15 protein-coding genes and 1 tRNA gene are annotated in these 20,649 nt (G+C 72.3%); 10 read left to right on the forward strand and 6 right to left on the reverse strand.

The window, feature by feature from the left end:
- Positions 1–237: 237 nt before the first annotated feature.
- Positions 238–1,464, reverse strand: a complete 1,227-nt coding sequence (locus tag FXF60_RS15725; RefSeq protein WP_151526928.1) for an ROK family transcriptional regulator — start codon at positions 1,462–1,464, stop codon at positions 238–240.
- 173 nt (positions 1,465–1,637) lie between these two features.
- Here FXF60_RS15725 and FXF60_RS15730 point away from each other — a divergent pair, with 173 nt between their 5' ends.
- Positions 1,638–2,624, forward strand: coding sequence for a carbohydrate kinase family protein (locus FXF60_RS15730; protein ID WP_151526929.1), 987 nt, complete (start codon positions 1,638–1,640; stop codon positions 2,622–2,624).
- A complete protein-coding gene (locus FXF60_RS15735) occupies positions 2,621–4,954 on the forward strand; it encodes a glycoside hydrolase family 65 protein (RefSeq protein WP_151526930.1) in 2,334 nt (777 codons plus the stop codon). The genes FXF60_RS15730 and FXF60_RS15735 overlap by 4 nt, the downstream gene beginning before the upstream one ends.
- A gap of 1 nt (position 4,955) precedes the next feature.
- Here the strand turns inward: FXF60_RS15735 and mfd are convergent, their stop codons facing one another.
- Entirely contained in the window at positions 4,956–8,609 is a 3,654-nt protein-coding gene (gene mfd / locus FXF60_RS15740) for a transcription-repair coupling factor (RefSeq protein WP_151526931.1), read from the reverse strand.
- Positions 8,610–8,761: 152 nt separating this feature from the next.
- Here mfd and FXF60_RS15745 point away from each other — a divergent pair, with 152 nt between their 5' ends.
- Positions 8,762–10,846, forward strand: a complete 2,085-nt coding sequence (locus FXF60_RS15745; protein ID WP_151526932.1) for a TPM domain-containing protein — start codon at positions 8,762–8,764, stop codon at positions 10,844–10,846.
- A 106-nt stretch (positions 10,847–10,952) separates the two neighbouring features.
- The gene (locus FXF60_RS15750; protein ID WP_151526933.1) at positions 10,953–11,669 is read left to right on the forward strand and encodes a PspA/IM30 family protein; all 717 of its coding nucleotides are present in this window, start codon (positions 10,953–10,955) and stop codon (positions 11,667–11,669) included.
- A 125-nt stretch (positions 11,670–11,794) separates the two neighbouring features.
- Here FXF60_RS15750 and pth read toward each other — a convergent pair whose 3' ends face one another.
- From pth to glmU, 4 genes are all read right to left on the reverse strand, one after another.
- Positions 11,795–12,394, reverse strand: coding sequence for an aminoacyl-tRNA hydrolase (gene pth, locus FXF60_RS15755; RefSeq protein ID WP_151526934.1), 600 nt, complete (start codon positions 12,392–12,394; stop codon positions 11,795–11,797).
- Positions 12,395–12,512: 118 nt separating this feature from the next.
- Positions 12,513–13,211 (reverse strand): 50S ribosomal protein L25/general stress protein Ctc, encoded by a 699-nt coding sequence (locus tag FXF60_RS15760; RefSeq protein WP_151526935.1) that lies wholly within the window; start codon positions 13,209–13,211, stop codon positions 12,513–12,515.
- Positions 13,212–13,384: 173 nt separating this feature from the next.
- A complete protein-coding gene (locus tag FXF60_RS15765) occupies positions 13,385–14,365 on the reverse strand; it encodes a ribose-phosphate diphosphokinase (protein ID WP_151526936.1) in 981 nt (326 codons plus the stop codon).
- A complete protein-coding gene (gene glmU, locus FXF60_RS15770; RefSeq protein WP_151526937.1) occupies positions 14,365–15,885 on the reverse strand; it encodes a bifunctional UDP-N-acetylglucosamine diphosphorylase/glucosamine-1-phosphate N-acetyltransferase GlmU in 1,521 nt (506 codons plus the stop codon). The genes FXF60_RS15765 and glmU overlap by 1 nt, the downstream gene beginning before the upstream one ends.
- Positions 15,886–15,976: 91 nt before the next feature.
- Here glmU and FXF60_RS15775 point away from each other — a divergent pair, with 91 nt between their 5' ends.
- The 6 genes from FXF60_RS15775 to FXF60_RS15800 all read left to right on the forward strand — a co-directional run bounded on the left by FXF60_RS15775 (position 15,977) and on the right by FXF60_RS15800 (position 20,639).
- Positions 15,977–16,585 carry a TetR/AcrR family transcriptional regulator gene (locus tag FXF60_RS15775; protein WP_151526962.1) on the forward strand — a complete coding sequence of 203 codons (609 nt, stop codon included), beginning with the start codon at positions 15,977–15,979 and terminating at the stop codon, positions 16,583–16,585.
- Positions 16,586–16,612: 27 nt separating this feature from the next.
- Positions 16,613–16,691: transfer RNA gene (locus FXF60_RS15780), tRNA-Gln, on the forward strand.
- A gap of 51 nt (positions 16,692–16,742) precedes the next feature.
- Positions 16,743–17,246 carry a MarR family winged helix-turn-helix transcriptional regulator gene (locus FXF60_RS15785; RefSeq protein ID WP_151526938.1) on the forward strand — a complete coding sequence of 168 codons (504 nt, stop codon included), beginning with the start codon at positions 16,743–16,745 and terminating at the stop codon, positions 17,244–17,246.
- A 113-nt stretch (positions 17,247–17,359) separates the two neighbouring features.
- Positions 17,360–18,040: a TetR/AcrR family transcriptional regulator gene (locus tag FXF60_RS15790; RefSeq protein WP_151526939.1), complete on the forward strand. Its 681-nt coding sequence runs from the start codon at positions 17,360–17,362 to the stop codon at positions 18,038–18,040.
- Positions 18,037–18,957, forward strand: a complete 921-nt coding sequence (locus FXF60_RS15795; RefSeq protein ID WP_151526940.1) for an ABC transporter ATP-binding protein — start codon at positions 18,037–18,039, stop codon at positions 18,955–18,957. Before FXF60_RS15790 ends, FXF60_RS15795 begins: the two co-directional genes overlap by 4 nt.
- On the forward strand, positions 18,954–20,639 hold the full coding sequence (locus tag FXF60_RS15800) for an ABC transporter permease (RefSeq protein WP_151526941.1): 1,686 nt from the start codon (positions 18,954–18,956) through the stop codon (positions 20,637–20,639). Before FXF60_RS15795 ends, FXF60_RS15800 begins: the two co-directional genes overlap by 4 nt.
- Positions 20,640–20,649: the final 10 nt, after the last annotated feature.

Below are 20,649 nucleotides of genomic sequence, written 5' to 3' on the forward strand. Positions count from 1 at the left end.
GAGCAACCTCTTCACACATGCCACACATCGCAACACTCCTTCAGATCAGGGTGTTGCAACCACGGCTAGAAATCGCCCGTTCACGTGAACGCTCCAGCCGGTGGGGATGCGCACGGCTGGACGGGCGGCGCGAAGTGGCGGTCGAGCACGCCGGCCGCCGTCACTCCGGCAGAAGGCTGGGCGACTTCGTCCAGCAGGCCGGTGCGCCCCGGGTCGGCGCGTCCCGTCGAGGCGTCCTCAGGCGCTGAGACCGGCGGCGGCCACGTGGCTGACTGCGTCGCGGCTGCTGGCCCACTGCTCGTAGCCCGCCTCCCTGATCGCCACGGACACCGCGCCGAGCAGCTCGGCGCGCAGCCCCAGGTGGGCGCTGCGGACCTCGACCGTCTCCGCGGTGGAGGTCTGGGCATACCGGTCGATCGCCTCGCGCACCCCGTCGACCAGCGGGGCGCTGGCCGTCCCCAGCTCCCCACCGAGCACGATGCCCCGCGGGTTCAGCCAGTTGCACAGGTCGGCGAGCACCCGGCCGAGGGTGCGGCCCGTCTCGGACAGGTAGCGCGCCACCGGGGGGTGGCTCGCGACCTCGGCGAACGGGTGCGGACCCTCGCCGACGGCGATCCTGGACTGCCCGAGCAGCTGCCGCACGAAGGCACTGGAGACGACCGTCTCCAGGCAGCCACGGTTCCCGCAGCGGCACCAGGTGCCCTGGTCCGACAGCTGGGTGTGCCCCACCTCGCCGGCCAGGCCGCGTGACCCGGAGTAGGGCACGCCGTCCAGGATCAGCCCGGCGCCGAGACCCTCGTCCAGGCGGAGGTAGATCAGGTCGCGCAGCCCCCGCCCGGCGCCGTAGCGCAGCTCGCCCTGAGCACCCATGTCGGCGTCGTTGGCCACCACGACACGGACACCGAGCATCCGGGTGAGCTCCTCCTCCGGGCGGATGTCGAGCCAGTCCGACAGGATCGTCGTGGACCGGATCGCCTTGGTCCGGCCATCGATCGGCGCAGGGATGCCGGCCGCAGCACACCGGACGTCCTTGCTGGTCAGGCCCGCCCTGTCGAGCAGCCGGGCCGCGGTCCCGGAGGCGACGTCGAGCGCGGAGCGGGCGTTGCCGTCGACGTCCACCGTGCTCCACTCCTCGGCCACGACCTCGCCCTGGAGGTCGGCGATGCACACGGCCACGTGGGTGTGGGCGAAGTCCATGCCGATGACGTAGCCGCGATCCGCCCGGGGCACCAGGAGGGCGGAGGGCCGCCCGCGCCCGGCCCCCTTGCCGCCCGGGCGCAGGACGTCCTCCTCGACCAGCCGCTCGTCCAGCAGCTCCTGGACGACGGCGGCGACGGCGCTGCGGGACATGCCGGTGATCTGGCAGAGGTCGGCCCGAGTGACTCCTGCACCCCGACGGATGATCTCCATCAGCTGGGTCTTGGTCCGGCTCCGGCGCGCGTCCTGCGGTGTGGGTGGCTGCATGGGGTAACCCTACGGCAACTTAAGGAGTGTTGCAAGAGTCTTTCTATGTTTTTTTGTCCTGGTATGCCACATAAAGGTTCGCGCTCGCCTCTTGCGGCTCGGGGAGCCGACCTGCCTTACTCGGCAGGACTGCGCGCAGAGTCGCTCGCGCGCTCGCCCCGAGAGGACGTCAGATGACTGGTCGCACCGTCGCCGTGCTGGGCCCGATCCCCTACGACCGGGTCACGACCCACCAGGGCGGGGTGACCGAGAAGTTCGGCTGCGCGCTCTACACCGTCGCGGCGCTCTCGGCGCTGCTGGACGAGGACGACACGATCCTGCCCATCGTGCACGTGCGGGAGGCCGACGCCGAGACCATCCGCGGCCTGCTCCGGCAGTTCCCGCAGGTCGACCTGACCGGCGTGCGCTCCGGCCACGACCGTGGCGACGTCGTGGAGCTCACCTACCGCGACCAGAACTGGCGGGAGGAGCGGCAGTCCCACTTCATGGCCCCGATCCGACCGGAGGACGTGCACTTCGCCCTCGAGGCCGACGCCTTCGTCTGCGTCCCGATCACCGACTACCAGGTCAGCCAGGACACCCTGCGCTACCTCAAGACGCACGGGCGCGGCACCATCCACCTGGACGGGCACGGCCCCACCGTGGCCCTGACGGCCGGTGGGAAGCGGGCTCACCGGCTCTGGATCGACCGGGACGCCTGGCTCCCCTACCTGCACGTGCTGAAGATGAACCTGGACGAGGCCGGGTCCAGCTGGTTCCCGCCCGGCAGCGAGCCCAGCACGACCGGCGCCGAGCCGTTGCGCGTGGAGGACCTGCCCGACTTCGCCCAGCACTGCCTGGACCGGGGCGTCGAGATGGTCTGCGTGACCCTGGACGAGCAGGGCTGCGCGGTCTACTCCCGCGGTCCCGACGGGTCCCTGGTCGAGGAGCTCGTGGGCCGGATCCCCGTCTCGGACGTCGTCGACACGACGGGGTGCGGCGACTCCTTCGCCGCCGGCCTGGCCTACGGCTACCTCGAGACGGGGGACCCCGTGGCCGCGGCCCGGTTCGGCAACGCCATGGGGGCCCAGCGCTGCCGGTCGACCCGGCTCGACGGCTACCTGCCGCTGGAGCAGACCAGGGAGCAGATCCAGGACGCCTACCAGGGGGCGCCCGCGTGACCGAGCCGGACCCGACCTGGGAGGTCGTCGAGGAGACCTTCGACGAGGAGCACGCCGCCACCATGGCGACCCTGCTGTGCGTCGGCAACGGGCGGGTCATGACGCGCGGCACCCTGGAGGAGGGCCACGTCGGCGACCTCCCCGGCACCTTCGTCGCCGGCCTCTACGACGCCCACGACGTCGCCGTCACCAACCTGGTCAACGCCCCCGACGTCTTCGACGTCCGGGTCACGGTGGACGGCACCCGGCTGGGTATGCAGTCGTGCGAGGTGGTGGAGCACGAGCGCAGGCTGGACCTGCGCACCGGTGTGCTGCACCGCCGCACCGTCCTGCGCGATGCCGGCGGCGCGATGACGAGGCTCGAGTCCTGGCGGTGGGCGAGCCTTGCCGACCGGTCCCTGCTGGCGATGCGCCTGGAGGTCACACCGCTCGGCACGCAGCGGACGGCCGCCGTGACCGTCGAGCACGTCCTGGACGGCCACCGGCGCAACCTCGACCTGGCGCCCGAGTACCCGCCGGACGCGGCCTTCGGGCCCCAGACGGTGTGGGACAAGTGGACCCGGGCCAGGCACCTGGAGCACGTCGGCACCGAGGAGATCGGGGACGTCCTGGCCCTGATGTCCCGCACGATCGAGCGCGGGGTGCGTCTGGTCACCGCTGCCGAGGCGTCCGTCACCGGCCCGTCGGCGCAGCGGCGCAGCGTGGTGCACGGCTACGAACACGTCGAGGAGCGCCTGGAGTGGGAGGTCACCGGCGGCGAGACGATCGGCATCGACCGGTTCGTCGCGGTCGCCACCTCGCGTGCCGGGGCCGACCCGAGGCAGACCTGCCTCGAGGCGCTCGAGCGGGCCGGCACCCTGGGCTACGACGCCGCGCGGGCCGACACCGAGGCGGCCTGGGCGCGCGCCTGGGAGGTCTGCGACGTCGTCGTCGACGGTGCCCCGGACCTGACGCACGCGGTGCGTTTCGGCATACACCACCTGATCGCCGCCGCCGACCCGGAGGACCCCACGGTCAACATCGGGGCCAAGTCGCTCAGCGGCGAGGGCTACAAGGGCCACGTGTTCTGGGACACCGAGGTCATGATGCTGCCGTTCTTCCTGCACACGCTCCCGGACACCGCACGCACGCTGCTGCGCTACCGGCACCAGCTGCTGCCGGGGGCACGTGAGGTGGCGGCCGCGGGCGGGCACGCCGGCGCCCGCTATCCCTGGGAGTCGGCGGACCGTGGCACCGAGGAGTGCCCGCGGACCACCCCCGACGGCAAGCACACCTTCTGGATGCGCGAGGAGGAGCTGCACGTCTCGGCCGACGTGGTCTACGCCATGCTGAACTACGTCGACCTCACCGGCGACGAGGACTTCCTGGTCGACGTGGTCGCGGAGGTGGCCTTCGAGACCAGCCGGTTCTGGGCCAGCCGTGCCGAACGCGTGGACGGGGGCTACTCGCTGGTCCGGGTCATGGGTCCGGACGAGTTCCACTCGCACGTGGACGACAACGCTTTCACCAACGAGCTCGCGCGGTGGCAGCTGCGGCGCTCCGCCGACCTGGCGGACCATCTGTCCGCATCCCGGCCGCAGGAGTATGCCGCTCTCGCGCGACGGCTCGACCTGGCCGCGGACGAGCCGGCCACGTGGCGGGAGGTCGCCGAGGGGCTGCGGCCGCCGCGGATCGTGGACGACGTCGTGGAGCAGTTCACCGGCTACTTCGACCGGCTGGACGTGCCGATCACCGAGTGGGACGACAACGACATGCCCCGCTACCCGGAGGGCTACCACCACTTCAACTGCGAGGAGACCATGCTGCTCAAGCAGCCGGACGTCCTCATGCTGGTGCTCATGCTGCCGGACCTGCTCACCCCGGACCAGGCCGCGGCCTCGTTCGACTTCTACGAGCGCCGGACCCTGCACAAGTCCTCGCTGAGCCCGGCGATCCACGCCATCGTCGGGCTGCGGGTGGGCGACCCGAGCCGCGCCGTGCGCTACCTGCACCGCAGCGCCTTCGTCGACGTCCACGACAACCAGGGCAACACCCGGGACGGGATCCACATCGCCTCCGCCGGCGGGACGTGGCAGGCCCTCGTCTTCGGCTTCGCCGGCTTCCGGGTGGCCGACGGCGTGCTGACCCTCTCGCCGTGGCTGCCGCAGGAGTGGGAGGCGCTGCGGTTCAGCGTCGCGCACCAGGACGCACGGCTGGCGGTGGTGGCGCGTCGGGACCAGGTCGAGCTGACGCTGCACGGGCCGCCCGGCAGCCGGCGCAGCGTCCGGGTGTGGGACGTCGAGCGGGAGATCGGCGTCGGTGAGCCGGTGGTCGTCCTGCGGGACTCCTGACTCAGCCTCCGGCGGCCTGGGCCGCGATGTCGTCGAGCAGCACGGCGTGGATCAGCTGCGAGGCCCAGTCGAGGATCTCCTGGTCGCGCAGCGGTCGGCCACCCACCGGCGCGGTCTTCGGGACGGGCACGAGGATCTGCCGCAGCGCGGGCTTGATGATCGTGCCCCGGTAGACGCGGGTGAGCCGCAGCTGCTGGCTCTCCCGCAGGTTCTCCACCGGCGCGAAGCGCACCATCTGTCCCTGCATCGCGACGTCGCTGATCCCCGCCTCGCGTGCGACGGTCCGCAGCCGGGCCACCTCCAGCAGCGTCTGCACCGGCGTCGGCGGGGCGCCGTAGCGGTCCACCAGCTCCTCCCGGATCTGCTCGAGCTCGTGCTCGTCCGCCACCTGCGCCAGCTTGCGGTAGGCCTCCAGCCGCAGCCGCTCCCCCGGCACGTAGTCGTGCGGCAGGTGGGCGTCGACCGGCAGCTCGATCTTGACCTCCGCCGGCGCCTGCTCCCCCTCACCCTTGAAGGCCGCCACCGCCTCACCGACGAGCCGGACGTAGAGGTCGAAACCGACACCCTCGATGTGCCCGGACTGCTCCCCACCGAGCAGGTTGCCGGCGCCGCGGATCTCCAGGTCCTTCATCGCCACCGCCATGCCGGCGCCGAGGTCGGTGTTCGCCGCGATCGTCTGCAACCGGTCCACGGCCGTCTCGGTGAGCGGCTTCTCGGGCGGGTAGAGGAAGTAGGCGTAGGCCCGCTCCCGGCCCCGGCCGACGCGGCCGCGCAGCTGGTGCAGCTGGGAGAGTCCGAAGGTGTCGGCCCGGTCGACGACCAGGGTGTTGGCGTTGGAGATGTCCAGCCCGGTCTCCACGATCGTCGTGCACACCAGCACGTCGAAGCGCCGCTCCCAGAAGTCGACGACGACCTGCTCCAGCCGGTGCTCGCTCATCTGCCCGTGCGCGGTCTCGATCCGTGCCTCGGGCACCAGGTCACGCAGGCGTGAGGCCGCTGTCTCGATCGAGCTGACCCTGTTGTGCACGAAGAAGACCTGGCCCTCGCGCAGCAGCTCGCGCCGGATGGCCGCCGCGATCTGCTTCTCGTCGTAGCCGCCCACGAAGGTGAGCACGGGGTGGCGCTCCTCCGGCGGCGTCGCCAGCGTGGACATCTCGCGGATGCCGGTGATCGCCATCTCCAGGGTCCGCGGGATGGGCGTGGCCGACATGGCCAGCACGTCCACGTTGGTCCGCAGCGCCTTGAGCTGCTCCTTGTGCTCGACGCCGAAGCGCTGCTCCTCGTCGATGATGACCAGCCCGAGCTCCTTGAACCGGACGGTCGAGCCGAGCAGCCGGTGGGTGCCGATGACGAGGTCGACCGACCCGTCCGCGATCCCGTCGACCACGGCGCGCGCCTCGGCGTCGGACTGGAACCGGGACAGCGCCTTGACCACGACGGGGAACTGGGCATACCGCTCGGAGAAGGTCTGCAGGTGCTGCTGCACCAACAGCGTGGTGGGCACCAGCACGGCGACCTGCTTGCCGTCCTGGATCGCCTTGAACGCCGCCCGCACCGCGATCTCGGTCTTGCCGTAGCCCACGTCACCGCTGATCAGACGGTCCATCGGCACCGTCTTCTCCATGTCCGCCTTGACCTCGTCGATGGAGACCAGCTGGTCCGGCGTCTCGGCGTAGGCGAAGGCGTCCTCCAGCTCGCGCTGCCACGGGCTGTCCGGCCCGAAGGCGTGCCCGGTCGTGGCCTGACGGGCGCTGTAGAGCCGGATCAGCTCGGCGGCGATCTGCTTGACGTGCTTGCGGGCGCGGGACTTGGTCTTCTGCCAGTCCGCCCCACCCAGCCGGTGCAGCGTCGGCGCCTCACCGCCGACGTACTTCGTCAGCTGGTCCAGCTGGTCGGTCGGGAGGTAGAGCCGGTCACCGGGCTGGTTCCGCTTGGACGCGGCGTACTCCAGCACGACGTACTCCCGCGTCGCGCCCTGCACCTGGCGCTGGGCCATCTCGACGAAGCGGCCGACACCGTGCTGCTCGTGCACGACGTAGTCGCCCGGGCGGAGCTGGAGCGGGTCGACCTGGTGGCGCCGCCGCGAGGGCATGCGCCGCATGTCCCGGGTGCTGCCGCCGCCGCCCTGCTGGCCGGTGAGGTCGGTCTCGCCGAGCAGCACCAGGCCGTCCTCGAGGACGAAACCGCGACCCACCCGACCGGTGGTGATGAGCACGCGGTCGGTGTCCAGCGGCTCGGGAAGGCCGTCGGGGCCGTCGTGCAGGCGGTGCGGCACCTCCCGCTCGGTCAAGACCTCGCCCACGCGACGGGCCAGGCCCGCGCCGTCCAGCGAGAGCACCACCGGCCGGTCCTGGGTGAGCCAGCCCCGCAGGTCTGCGACCAGGGCGTCCACGTCGCTGCGGTATGCCGTCGCCGGCGTCGACGGGACGCTGACGGCGGTCGATCGGGGTGCGGCGACACCCTCGTCCGCGCCGTCCTCGACGAACTCCTCCAGCGACTCGTCGGCGGCGAACGCGGACAGGGTCCACCACGGCACACCCACGCCGAGGGCGTGCCCGCGCATGTCGGCCAGCGACCAGGACGAGGCCGTCCCGAGCAGCTGCTGCAGGTCGATGGGGACGGCCGCACCGCCGCCGGCAGCGGCGGCCCACCCGGCCTGCATGAACTCCTCGCTGGTGCGCACCAGGTCGTGCGCCCGGGTCCGGACCCGCTCCGGGTCGAGGACGACGACGCGCGAGGCCTCCGGCAGCACGTCCACCAGCGTCTCCATGCCGTCCACCAGGGCCGGGGCCAGCGACTCCATGCCCTCGACGGCGATGCCCTCGGCGATCTTCTCGAGCATGTCGGCGGCCCCCGGCAGCGTGTCGACCAGCTCGGCGGCCCGCGCCCGCACCGCGTCGGTGAGCAGCACCTCGCGGCACGGAGGGGCATACAGACCGTGCCCGGCGATCTCCAGGCTGCGCTGGTCCGCGACCTTGAACCACCGCACCTCCTCCACCGTGTCGCCCCAGAACTCGACCCGGACCGGGTGCTCCTCGGTCGGCGGGAAGACGTCGAGGATGCCTCCGCGCACCGCGAACTCGCCGCGGCGCTCGACCATGTCGACCCGGGTGTAGGCCGCGGCCGCCAGCGCCTCCACGACCTCGGTCATCGGGCGTTCGTCACCGGCCACGAGCCGGACGGGCACCAGCTCGCCCAGACCGGCGACGAGCGGCTGCAGCAGGGCGCGCACGCTGGCGACCACCACCCGGGCCGGGCCGGCGGCGGGATCCGCACCGGTGCGGTCCGGGTGGGCCAGGCGGCGCAGGGTCGCCAGCCGGTGCCCCACCGTGTCCGAGCGGGGGCTGAGCCGCTCGTGCGGGAGGGTCTCCCAGCTGGGGAAGCCGGCGACCGCGTCCGGACCCTCCGGCAGCAGGTCGCCCAGCATCCCGACCAGGTCGTCGGCCTCCCGTCCGGTGGCCGTGACCGCCAGCACCGGCCCCTGCGGGGGCTCCGCCTGGTCGGTGTCCGTGGTGGCGAGCAGGGCGACGAGGGCAGGGTGCATGCCCGGGGAGACCGACACCTCCAGCGTGGGCTCCCCCGTCGCGGCGGCCTCCAGCACGGAGGAGACCTGCGCCTGCGGGCGCAGGGCGGCGAGCAGCGGGGCGAGCGGCATGGGGTGCAGACCTCGGTGAGGAGAGGAACGGGTGAGGGACGGCATACCAGTCTAGGACGGGACGCCGACAGACCTGTCGCACGAGCCTCCCGCACCGGTGGCGCCCGGGCACCCGGTGGCGCGCCCGTGCCCGGTCAGGCAGGATCGCCTTCGTGAGTGAGTCGACACACCACGCCGTGGAGGGGCGCCGCCGGGGGCTCCGGACCGCCCTGACGGTGATCGCCGCAGCCGCCGCCCTCTCCAGCCTCGCCCAGCCGGCGGTCGCCGAGGAGCCGAGCTACCTGGAGGACGCGGTCTACGACGCCGCCGACGTGCTCAGCGGCGCGGAGGAGGAGGCGGCCGCGGAGCAGATCGCGGCGTTGCGCGAGGACACCGGGCTGCAGCTCTTCGTGGCCTTCGTCGACACCTTCACCGATGCCTCGGGGTCCACGATCGACGGGCCGGAGTGGGCCGAGCTCACCTCGCAGGAGTCCGGGATGGGCGCGGGCGACCTGGTGCTCGCCGTCGCCGTCGACCAGCGCGCCTACGGGCTCGGCGACATCGGGGAGACGCTGAGCGACGCCCAGCTGCAGACGATCCAGCTCGAGGACGTCGAGCCGCGGCTGGCCGACGACGACTGGGGCGGGGCCGTCGAGGGCGCCACCGAGGGTTTTGCGAGGGAGTATGCCGCGGGCTCCTCGTCCGGGTCCGGTGTCAGCGTGCCGGACGGCGAGGACGTCTACCCGCAGTCCTCCGGTGGCGGGCTGGGCGGCGCCTTCCCCTTGCTGTTCTTCGCCCCGCTGGCCATCGGCGGGGTCGCCATGGCGGCCCAGCGGATCCGTCGCCGTCCCGACCCGGGTGCGAAGGTGCCCGACCGGGCTCAGGGTCCCAGCCTGCCCGAGCTGCACCGCCAGGCGTCCGAGGCCCTCGTCGGCATGGACGACGCGGTGCGCTCGGCCGGTGAGGAGCTCGACTTCGCGCAGGCCCAGTTCGGCACCCAGCAGACCGAGGCCTTCCGCGAGGCCCTGGGTCGCGCCCGGACCGCCGCCAAGGAGGCGTTCAGCCTGCGCCAGCAGCTGGACGACGACATCGAGGAGCCGGAGAGCGTGCAGCGCGGCATGCTCGGCCGGATCCTGACGCTGACCGGGCAGGCCCGCCAGGAGCTCGACGCCCAGGCAGAGGAGTTCGCCCGGATGCGGTCGCTGCAGGACCGGGCCCCGCAGTTCCTCGCCGAGCTCGAGACCCGCGCGAGGGAGACCCGTGGTCGTCTGCCCGCCGCCGAGCAGGAGCTGCGCGGCCTGGCCGCCCGGCACCCGGCCGGCGCGTTGACGACGGTGCGGACCAACCTCTCCCAGGCCACCAACCTGCTCGACTCCGCGGACGGATTCGTCACCGCGGGGCGCCAGTCCCTGGACCGCGACGACCGCGCCTCGGCCGTGGCTGCGGCCCGCGCCGCCGAGGAGTCGATCGGCCAGGCGACGACGCTGCTGGACCAGATCAGCAGCGCGGACGCCGACCTGCGCAACGCGACCGAGGAGATCGCGGAGGGCATCGCGTCGCTGTCCGCCGACCTGCAGGATGCCCGCCCGCACGGCGGTGAGCCCACGATCGCCCAGGCGGTGCAGCGCGCCCGGGCCGCGATCGAGCAGGCGCAGGCGATCGGCAGCGGAGGCGACCCGCTCCGGGCGCTGGCCGAGCTGGACAGTGCGGAGCACGCGCTCGACGCCCTGCTGGAGCCGATGCGGGAGGCGGACCGCCACCAGGCCAAGCTGCGGGGCGACTTCGAGGCCAGGGTCAGCCGGGTCGGCGCCCGCCTGCAGAGCATCAACCAGACCGTGTCCACCCGCCGTGGCGCGGTGAGCAGCACGGCCCGCACCCGGATCTCCGAGGCGCTGCGGCTCTACGACGAGGCCGTCGCCCAGGCGTCGGAGTCGCCGACCGCCGCGATGGACCTGCTCACACGCGCAGAGCAGCTCGGCGAGCAGGCGCTCACCGAGGCCCAGCGGGACGCCGACCACTGGGGCAGCGGGTCCGGCGGGCTCGGCACCCCCTACTCCCGGGGCGGGTCCCGCGGGATCGACCCCTGGTCGGTCCTCCTCGGCGGCATCCTCTCCGGTGCCGGCAGCTCGCGGCGGCACAGCGGCGGCTGGGGCGGCGGTGGTTCGTTCGGCGGGGGCGGCGGCTTCGGTGGAGGCGGGGGCTTCGGTGGAGGCGGCTTCGGCGGCGGAGGGGGGAACTTCTCGGGCGGGCGATTCTGAGGGCGGCCGGCGCACGGCAACCGTCGTCGCCGAGCGGACGTCATACTCTCGACATCCGACCAGCAGGACCCGCGCCTCGACGCGGGAGGAGAAAGGACAAGACCAGATGACCCAGAAGCAGACGATCATCGGCCGGGTGAGCCAGCTGGCCCGCGCCAACATCAACGCCCTGCTGGACCGGGCCGAGGACCCGGAGAAGATGCTGGACCAGCTGGTCCGGGACTACACCAACTCGATCGCCGAGGCGGAGGAGGCGGTGGCGCAGACCATCGCCAACGTGCGGATGGCCGAGGCCGACCTGCAGACCGACCGCGAGGCGGCCGCCGAGTGGGGGCGCAAGGCCGCGGCCGCGTCGGCGAAGGCCGAGGAGATGCGGGGGGCGGGGGACCCCGACGGGGCCTACAAGTTCGACAACCTGGCGCGGGTGGCCCTGGGTCGGCAGATCCAGCACGAGAACGACGTCTCCACCGCCGAGCCCACCATCACCCAGCAGAACGAGACCGTGGAGCAGCTCAAGAGCGGCCTGGTCACGATGAAGACCAAGCTCGAGGACCTGAAGTCGCGGCGCAGCACGCTGGTCGCCCGCGCCCGGTCTGTGGAGGCGCAGGAGAAGGTCCAGGACGCGATGTCCTCCATCGACGTCATGGACCCCAGCAGCGACCTGTCCCGCTGGGAGGACAGCATCCGCAAGCAGGAGGCGATGGTCGCCGGGCGGGCCGAGGCGCAGTCGGCCAGCCTGGAGGACCAGTTCGCCGAGCTGGAGAGCAGCAGCGGGGACGCCGAGATCGAGGCGCGGCTGCAGCAGCTGAAGAACCAGGGCTGAGCCCGATCTCCGGCTGAGCCCGATCTCCGGCTGAGCTCGATTTCGACCTTGGGAATCGTCGCCATGGCGACGATTCCCAAGGTCGAATTCGTGCAGTCCCCCCACGACGGAGGGTCGGCGCGGGGTCAGCGGGTGTGGAAGCGCTGCTGGGTGGCCTCCAGGCCGAGCTGGACCAGGTCGACGACGGCGTCCTCGCCGTCCCCGATGAGCAGCTCCACCTCGGTGCGGTCGCGGGCGGGGAAGTCGGACAGCACGTAGTCGGCCGGGTCCTGCCGGCCGGGCGGGCGGCCGATGCCGAGGCGCACCCGCAGGTAGTCACGGCTGCCGAGGGACTGGCTGATCGAGCGCAGCCCGTTGTGCCCGCCCTCGCCGCCGCCACGCTTGAGCCGCACCTGCCCGGGCTCGATGTCCAGCTCGTCATGGATGACGACGACCCGCTCCACCGGCACCTTGTAGAAGGAGGAGAGGCCGGCCACCGGGGACCCGGACACGTTCATGTAGGTCATCGGGCGGGCGAGGACCGCCCGCGGGCCGGGAAGCCCGCCGGGCATCGTCCCGAGCCGCACCTCGGCGGCCCGGGCACGGCCCGCCTTGTGCTCCTTCAGGGTGCTGCCCGCCGACGCCGCCATCGCCTCGACGACCATCGCACCGACGTTGTGCCGGTGACCGGCATACCTCGGGCCGGGGTTGCCCAGCCCGACCACGAGCCACGGCGCCTCGCTCATCGTTCCTCTCCTCTGCCGGCGTCCGGCCGGTGACGCGGCGCGGCCGCGCCCGGGGCAACCCTGGGCGCGGCCACGTCAGCGCGGGAGCGGGCACGACGGCGCGTGCCCACCCAGGACCTCACTCGTCCTTGGCCTCGGCGTCCTCGCCACCCTCGGCGTCGCCCTCGCCCTCGGAGTCGCCCTCGCCCTCGGCAGCCTCGTCGTCCTCGTCGGACTCCTCCTGCTCGATGCCGGCCTCCGCCTCGGCCTCGGCCAGCTCGGCCTCCAGCGCCTCCTCGGACATGGCCTGCGAGACGTTGACGACCAGCGCCTCCGGGTCGGTGACCAGGGTGACGCCCTCGGGCAGCTCGACGGCACCGGCCAGGATCTGGGTGCCGGCCTCCAGGCCCTCCACGGACACGGTGATCCACTCGGGGATGCTGGTGATCGGGGCCTCGACCTCGAGCACCGAGTGGTCGGTGGTGACGATGGTCTCCGGAGCGGCCTCGCCCTCCAGGTGGACGCCGACGTCGACGGTGACCTTCTCGCCCGCGCGGACGACGACGAGGTCGACGTGCTCGATGAAGCGCTTGATCGGGTCGCGCTGGACGTCCTTGGCCAGGGCCATGTGCGCCTCGCCCTCGACGTCCAGGGTCAGCACGGCGTTGCTGTGACGCAGCGCCAGCATGGCCTCGTGGCCGGGCAGGGACAGGTGCAGCGGCGGGGTGCCGTGGCCGTAGAGGACGGCGGGCACCTTGTCGGCGCGACGGATGCGGCGGGCGGCGCCCTTGCCGAACTCGGTGCGCTTCTCGGCGGAGATCTTCAGCTCGTCAGCCATGCGGGTCAGACCTTTTCGTGCGGAGGGATGCGGTGTGCAGGGTCAGGCCTCGACGCGGGACACGGCGCGGGGCAGCGTCAGCCGTGAGCTCTTCGTCGATGACGGACACCGTGACGCGTCCCTCGCCGAGGCAACGCCGACCAGTCTATCGCCCGCGCCGCCGCGGCACGAAATCAGGCGCGGCCCTCGAACATCGAGGTGACCGAGCCGTCCTCGAAGACCTCCCGGATCGCGCGGCTGATGAGCGGGGCGATCGAGAGCTGGGTGAGCTTGTCCATCGCCAGCGCCTCGTCCGAGAGCGGGAGCGTGTTGGTCACGACCACCTCGGTGGCCACCGAGTTCGCGAGCCGCTCCACGGCGGGCTCGGAGAAGATCGGGTGGGTCGCGGCGATGACCACCTCGTTGGCGCCGTCCTTCATCAGCGCCTCGGCGGCCTGGCAGATGGTGCCACCGGAGTCGATCATGTCGTCGACCAGGATGCAGGTGCGCCCCTCGACCTCACCGACGACGCGGTTGGCGACCGACTGGTTCGGCCGGGTCACGTCGCGGGTCTTGTGGATGAAGGCCAGCGGCACCCCGCCGAGCTTGTTGCTCCACCACTCGGCGACCTTGATCCGACCCGCGTCCGGGGAGACGACGGCGAGCTCGCGGTCGCCGTAGTTCCGCTTGACGTGCTCGGACAGGATCGGGGTGGCCATGAGGTGGTCCACCGGCCCGTCGAAGAAGCCCTGGATCTGGGCGGTGTGCAGGTCCACGCACAGCAGCCGATCCGCGCCGGCGGTCTTGAACAGGTCGGCCATCAGCCGGGCCGAGATCGGCTCCCGGCCACGGTGCTTCTTGTCCTGGCGGGCATACCCGTAGAACGGGAGCACCACGGTGATGCGCTTGGCCGAGCCGCGCTTGAGCGCGTCGATCATGATGAGCTGCTCCATGATCCACTCGTTGACCGGCGCGACATGGCTCTGGATGACGAACGCGTCGCAGCCGCGCACCGACTCGTCGAAGCGCACGTAGATCTCGCTGTTCGCGAAGGAGTGCGCCTGCATCGGCACCAGCTCGGTGCCCAGCTCGGCCGCCACCTCGTCGGAGAGCGCCGGGTGCGCCCGCCCGGAGAAGACCATGAGGTTCTTCTCGGTGGTCCTGTGGATGCCCATCAGTCCTCCTGCGCCGTCGTGTCGTCCGACGATCCTTCGGGTATGCCGGTGCCCGGGTCGGTGGCCCCGCTCGCCTGTTCCGCCGCGGCCGCGGTCGGCGTGCCCGCGCGCCGGCGCGCCACCCAGCCGTCGATGTTGCGCTGCCGCGCCCGGGCCACCGCGATCTGGCCAGGCTCGACCCGTCCCTCGATCGTCGAGCCCGCGGCGACGTAGGCACCATCCGCGATGTCGACCGGTGCCACCAGCACGGAGTCCGAGCCGACGAAGCTGTGCCGCCCGACGGTGGTGTGGTGCTTGGTGACGCCGTCGTAGTTGGCGAAGATCGTGCCCGCCCCGATGTTGGCGCCCTCGCCGATGGTCGCGTCACCGCAGTAGGTCAGGTGCGGGACCTTGGCGCCGGGCCCGATCTCGGCGTTCTTGGTCTCCACGAAACCCCCGATCTTGCCGCGCTCCATGAGCACGGTCCCCGGCCGCAGGTAGGAGAACGGCCCGACGGTGGTGTCCGCACCGATCTGGGCGTGCTCGGCCTGGGTCCGCACCACGCGGGCCCGGTCACCGACCTCGCAGTCGCTCACCGTGCTGTCCGGCCCGATCGTGACCTCGGCGCCGATCGTCGTGGCGCCGAGCAGCTGGGTGCCGGGGCGGATCACCGTGTCCTGGCCGATCGAGACGTCGGCGTCGATCCACGTCGTGTCCGGGTCCACGACGATGACCCCGTCGCGCATGTGCTGCTCCACGATCCGGCGGTTCAGCTCCTTGCCCAGCGCGGCCAGCTGCACCTTGTCGTTGACACCCTCGGTCTGCATCAGGTCGGCCAGCGGGTGGGCGACCACCGGACGTCCCTCCTGGCGGGCGATCTTGATGACGTCTGTGAGGTACTTCTCGCCCTGCTCGTTGGCCCGGCCGACCTGGTCCAGCGCGCGCCGCAGCACCTCGACGTCGAAGGCGTAGATCCCGGAGTTGAACTCCCGGATGTCGACGACGTGCGCGTAGTCCGGGTCCCCCTCCTCACGGCGCCGCCTCGCGTCCTTGAACTCCATGATCTCGGCCAGCTCGCCGTCGGCGTCGCGCACCACGCGGCCGTAGGTCCCGGCGTCCTCGACCACCGCGGAGAGCAGGGTCACGGCGGAGCCCCGCTCCTCGTGCACGCGCGTCAGCTCGCGCAGCGTCTCGCCGGACAGCAGCGGGACATCGCCCATGGTGACCAGCACCGTCCCGGTCAGCTCAGGGGGCAGCGCGGCCAGCCCGCACTCGCAGGCCCGGCCCGTGCCCGGCACCTCGTCCTGGTCCGCGACGATCGCCCCGGGGTCGATCTCGGTGACGTGCGCGGCGACCTGCTCCCGCTCGTGCCGCACGACCACGGCGAGGTGCTGCGGCCCGACCTGGCGGGCGGCATACATCGCGTGACCGACGAGCGAGCGGCCGCCGATGCGTTGCAGCACCTTGGGGATGGAGCTCTTCATCCGGGTTCCCTGCCCGGCGGCAAGGATGATGACGGCGGCGGGGTGGTGGGACGTCACGGCACCGACTGTACCTGTGCGGGATCGGCCCGCGACCCGGCCTTGGCATGATGGGGTGGTGAGCTCCAGCGCGAAGACCTCCCGACACCGGATGACCGGCCCGCAGCGGCGGCAGCAGCTGATCGAGGTGGGGCGTGCGCTGTTCGCCGAGCGGGGCTTCGAGGGCACCAGCGTGGAGCAGATCTCCGAGGCGGCGGGGGTGTCCAAGCCGGTGATCTACGAGCACTTCGGTGGCAAGGAGGGGTTGTACGCCGTCGTCGTGGACCGCGAGATCCAGGCGCTGCTCGGGCAGATCACCGACGCGCTGACCGAGCACGAGGGCAACGCGCGGGCGCTGCTCGAGGCGGCGGCGATGGCGCTGCTGGACTACATCGACCACTCGACCGACGGCTTCCGGATCCTGGTCCGGGACAGCCCGCCCGGGCAGTCGACCGGGTCCTTCGCCTCGCTGATCAGCGACATCGCGACGCAGGTCGAGCACATCCTCGCGGCCGAGTTCCGGCGGCGCCGGCTCGACCCCAAGACCGCGCCGCTGTATGCCCAGATGCTGGTCGGCATGGTCGCGATCCCGGGTGGGTGGTGGCTCGACTCGCGGAAGATGAAGAAGGACGACGTGGCCGCCCACCTGGTCAATCTGGCGTGGAACGGGCTGGCCGGCATGGAGGCCAAGCCGACCTTGCGCACCGGGGTCAAGGGCTGACCCGAGCCGTTAGGCTTGCCGGTGCTTTCCCCGGTTGCTCTGCTGGTAGGGGCCGCCTGACTTTGAATCAGGATTAGCGACGTAGGTTCGATTCCTACCCGGGGAGCCCGTTCTCACGCCGCCGCTGCGGGCGTGTGCGTCGCCTACTGTGGGAGGCATGAGCCCGGCACCGGACGACGAGGTCGACCGCATCGTCGCCGCCTGGCGTCGCGAGCGGCCGGACCTGGACGTCGCCCCGCTCGAGGTCCTCTCCCGCGTCTCCCGCCTCGCCCGGCACCTCGACCTGGCGCGTCGCGACGCCTTCGGGGCGCACGACCTGGAGTCCTGGGAGTTCGACGTGCTGTCCGCGCTGCGGCGCGAGGGCGAGCCCTACGAGCTGACCCCCACGCAGCTGGTCAGGCAGACGCTGGTCACCAGCGGCACGATGACCAACCGGCTCTCCCGGCTGGTCGGCCGCGGGCTGGTGAGCCGTGCGTCCTCGGACGCGGACCACCGGTCCAAGCTGGTCCGGCTCACCGACGAGGGGCGCGGGGTCGTCGACGCCGCCTTCGCCGACCTCGTCGCGCACGAGCGTCGGCTGCTGGCCGGGCTCCCGACGGACCGGCAGGGCGAGCTGGCCCAGCTGCTCAAGGGGCTGCTCGCGCCCTTCGACGACGTCTGACCGAGCGACCTGGCCAACCACCGGCGACGCCCGGTGGGGTCAGGGCCAACCACAGGCGACGGTCGGTGCGCGAAGGGGTTGACTGAACGTTCAGTCAGTGCCATGCTGAACACATGGTCAGCCCTTCCGAACCCGGCGCCGAGGCCGAGGCTGCGGTCAGCACCGTCGAGCCCGGGCTGGAGCGCATCCTCACCACCGCCATCGACCTCTTCGGCCGCCAGGGCGTCAAGGCCACGAGCGTCCGCGCCATCGCCGAGCAGGCCGGCGTCTCCCCGCCGCTGGTGATCCACCACTACGGCTCCAAGGAGCGCCTCCGGGAGGCGTGCGACGAGCGCGTGCTGGCCTTCATCCGGGAGTCCAAGGCCGAGACCATGCGGGCCGGTCTCGGGGGCCCACCGATCCAGGTCGACACCCGCGTGGACGAGGCGCGGCCGGCGCTGCGCTACCTCGCCCGCACGTTGTCCGAGGGCAGCCCGCGGCTCGACGAGTTCGTCGACGACCTGGTCGAGGACGCGATCGGCTACACCGCCCAGGGTGTCGACTCCGGGCTGGTCCGGCCGAGCCAGAACCCCCGGGCCCGCGTCATCATCCTGACGCTCTGGTCGCTCGGGGCGCTCGTGCTGCACGAGCACATGTACCGGCTCCTCGGCGAGGACCTGATCGGCGAGGGCGGGACCGATCTCTACACGCAGACGATGCTGGAGCTCTTCTCCGAGGGCTTCCTCACCGAGCGGGCGCAGCAGGCCTTCACCTTCTCGACCGACACCGACGACACCAGCCAGGAGAGCGCATGAACTCCACGTCCAGCCCTGTGATCGAGACCAGCGACCTGGTCAAGACCTTCGGATCCACCCGCGCCCTGGACGGCCTCGACCTGTCCGTGGCGCAGGGAGAGGTCCACGGCTTCCTCGGGCCCAACGGCGCGGGCAAGTCCACCACCATCCGGGTGCTGCTGGGGCTGCTGCGGGCCGACGAGGGCGCCGCCCGGCTCTTCGGCGCCGACCCGTGGGACGACGCGGTGTCGCTGCACCACCGGCTGGCCTACGTGCCGGGTGACGTCGAGCTGTGGCCGAACCTCACCGGCGGCGAGGCGATCGACCTCTTCGCCCGGCTCCGCGGCACGCTCGACACGAAGCGGCGCTCCGAGCTGTGCGACCGCTTCGACCTGGACCCGACCAAGAAGGCCCGCACCTACTCCAAGGGCAACCGGCAGAAGGTCGCCCTCATCGCGGCGCTGGCCTCCCCGGTCGACCTGCTCCTGCTCGACGAGCCCACGGCAGGGCTCGACCCGCTCATGGAGCTCGTCTTCCAGGAGTGCATCCGGGAGGCCCAGCAGGCGGGCGCGACCGTCCTGCTGTCCAGCCACATCCTGGCCCAGGTCGAGGTGCTCGCCGACCGGATCTCCATCGTCCGGTCCGGCAGGGTGGTCGAGACCGGCAGCCTGGACGACCTGCGTCACATGACGCGCACCACGATCGTCGCCCGCACCGACCGACCGGCCGAGGGTATGCAGTCGCTCACCGGCGTCCACGACATCACCAGCGGCGACGGCGAGGTGCGGCTGGAGGTGGACGGCGAGCACGTCGGCCCGGTGATCACCCGGCTGGCCGAGCACGGCATCCAGAGCATCACCGCGCACCCGCCGACGCTGGAGCAGCTGCTGGTGAGCCACTACGGCCACGAGCCCGAGCCCGAGGAGGTCGCTCGATGACCACCACAAGGTCCGCGCCCCAGTCCACCCGGTCCACGCCGCGCCACCGCGGCCGCGGCGCTCCCAGCACGTCCGGCGGGGGCACGGCGTTCGCCGGCACCGGGACGCTCGTGCGGTTCATGCTGCGACGGGACCGGATCAAGCTCCCGGCCTGGGTCTGCGGGCTCGGCCTGTTCGTCGTCTACATCGGCGCGGCCCTGCCGCAGATCGCGCCGACCGAGGACGACCTCGCCGCCGCGAGCCCCATGCTCAGCCAGCCGATCGGACGGATGTTCTCCGGGCCGGCCTACGGGATGACGCCACCGACCTACGAGAGCTTCTTCGCCGGTGGCTACACGCTCTACCTCTACCTGCTCGCGGCGCTGATGAACATCCTGCTCATCACCCGGCATACCCGGCTGGAGGAGCAGAGCGGCCGCGCCGAGCTGGTGCGCGCCAACGTCACCGGCCGCCACTCCCGGCTGACCGCGGCCCTCGTCGTCGCGGGGATCACCAACCTGGCCGCGACCGTCGTGGTGGCCGGCCTGGCGCTCACCAACGACTTCTCGCCCACCGGGTCGCTGCTGGTGGGAGCCGGTGTCGGCCTGACCGGCATGGCGTTCGCGGGGGTGAGCGCGATCACCGCGCAGCTCTCGGAGTACTCCCGCTCTGCCTCGGGGCTGGCCGGTATCGTCCTCGGAGTCGCCTTCGGGGTCCGCGCCCTGGGCGACATGGCCGAGCAGGGCGGCAGCACGCTGTCCTGGTTCTCCCCGCTGGCGTGGCCGGGCCAGACCGCCCCCTACGTGCTGGACCGCTGGTGGCCGCTGCTGCTCCCGGTCGCTCTGGCCGTGGTGACCATCGCCGTCGCCTTCGCGCTGCAGGACCGGCGGGACCTGGGGGCGGGCCTGCTCGCCGCGCGCCCCGGACGCGCCGAGGCGACGCCGTCGTTGGGCACCGTGTGGGGCCTGGCCGCGCGGCTGCAGCGCGGCCCCGTCCTGGCGTGGGGCTTCGGCATCCTGGTCCTGGGCGTGGTCGACGGGCTCTTCACCCAGGTCATGCTCGACTCGGCCGGGGAGATGCCCGAGGCGTTGCGCCAGGTCTTCGGTGCCGAGCAGCTGGCCGACGGCTACATGTCCTTCCTCGCCGTCTTCGGCGGGTACCTCACCGCGGCCTTCATCGTGTATGCCGTGCAGAGCCTGAAGTCGGAGGAGGACTCCGGCCGGGCCGAGGCGGTCCTGGCCACCCCGACGGCTCGCGTCACCTGGGGCCTGTCGCACGTGGTCGCCACCGGCGTGGGCGCCGTGCTCATCATGCTGGTCACCGGGCTCGCGGTGGGTGCAGCGGCGTCCGGGGTCACGGGCACCGGCTCGATCTTCGGCGACGCCTTCCTCGCCCACCTCAACGTGCTGCCCGCCGTCCTGGTGACGCTGGGGGTCTGCACGCTCGCCTACGGGTGCGCGCCGCGGCTGCTCGCCCCGGTGGGCTGGGCGCTGGTGGCGGTGATGTTCTTCGTCGGCAACTTCGCCGCGCTGCTGGACGTCCCCGACTGGATCTTCCGGTTGTCCCCGCTGGACTACCCCGCCCAGGTGCCGGTCGAGGACATCGCGTGGAGGCCGTTGCTGTGGCTCGCCCTGGTGGCTCTGGCGGGCGTCGTGCTCGGGCTGGTCGGCCTGCGGCGTCGTCAGATCAGCGCGCGCAGCTGAGGGGTCCCAC

This window comes from Serinicoccus kebangsaanensis (assembly GCF_008919445.1).
GTDB classification, from domain to species: domain Bacteria; phylum Actinomycetota; class Actinomycetes; order Actinomycetales; family Dermatophilaceae; genus Ornithinicoccus; species Ornithinicoccus kebangsaanensis.

Bases quoted from the DNA above. Each gene is read 5' to 3' on its own strand.
- pth (WP_151526934.1), bottom strand. From the start codon at position 12,394: ATGAGCGAGGCGCCGTGGCTCGTGGTCGGGCTGGGCAACCCCGGCCCG.
- FXF60_RS15725 (WP_151526928.1), bottom strand. From the start codon at position 1,464: ATGCAGCCACCCACACCGCAGGACGCGCGCCGGAGCCGGACCAAGACC.
- FXF60_RS15775 (WP_151526962.1), top strand. From the start codon at position 15,977: ATGACCGGCCCGCAGCGGCGGCAGCAGCTGATCGAGGTGGGGCGTGCG.
- FXF60_RS15795 (WP_151526940.1), top strand. From the start codon at position 18,037: ATGAACTCCACGTCCAGCCCTGTGATCGAGACCAGCGACCTGGTCAAG.
- mfd (WP_151526931.1), bottom strand. From the start codon at position 8,609: ATGCCGCTCGCCCCGCTGCTCGCCGCCCTGCGCCCGCAGGCGCAGGTC.
- FXF60_RS15800 (WP_151526941.1), top strand. From the start codon at position 18,954: ATGACCACCACAAGGTCCGCGCCCCAGTCCACCCGGTCCACGCCGCGC.
- FXF60_RS15730 (WP_151526929.1), top strand. From the start codon at position 1,638: ATGACTGGTCGCACCGTCGCCGTGCTGGGCCCGATCCCCTACGACCGG.
- FXF60_RS15760 (WP_151526935.1), bottom strand. From the start codon at position 13,211: ATGGCTGACGAGCTGAAGATCTCCGCCGAGAAGCGCACCGAGTTCGGC.
- FXF60_RS15790 (WP_151526939.1), top strand. From the start codon at position 17,360: ATGGTCAGCCCTTCCGAACCCGGCGCCGAGGCCGAGGCTGCGGTCAGC.
- FXF60_RS15765 (WP_151526936.1), bottom strand. From the start codon at position 14,365: ATGGGCATCCACAGGACCACCGAGAAGAACCTCATGGTCTTCTCCGGG.
- FXF60_RS15785 (WP_151526938.1), top strand. From the start codon at position 16,743: ATGAGCCCGGCACCGGACGACGAGGTCGACCGCATCGTCGCCGCCTGG.
- FXF60_RS15750 (WP_151526933.1), top strand. From the start codon at position 10,953: ATGACCCAGAAGCAGACGATCATCGGCCGGGTGAGCCAGCTGGCCCGC.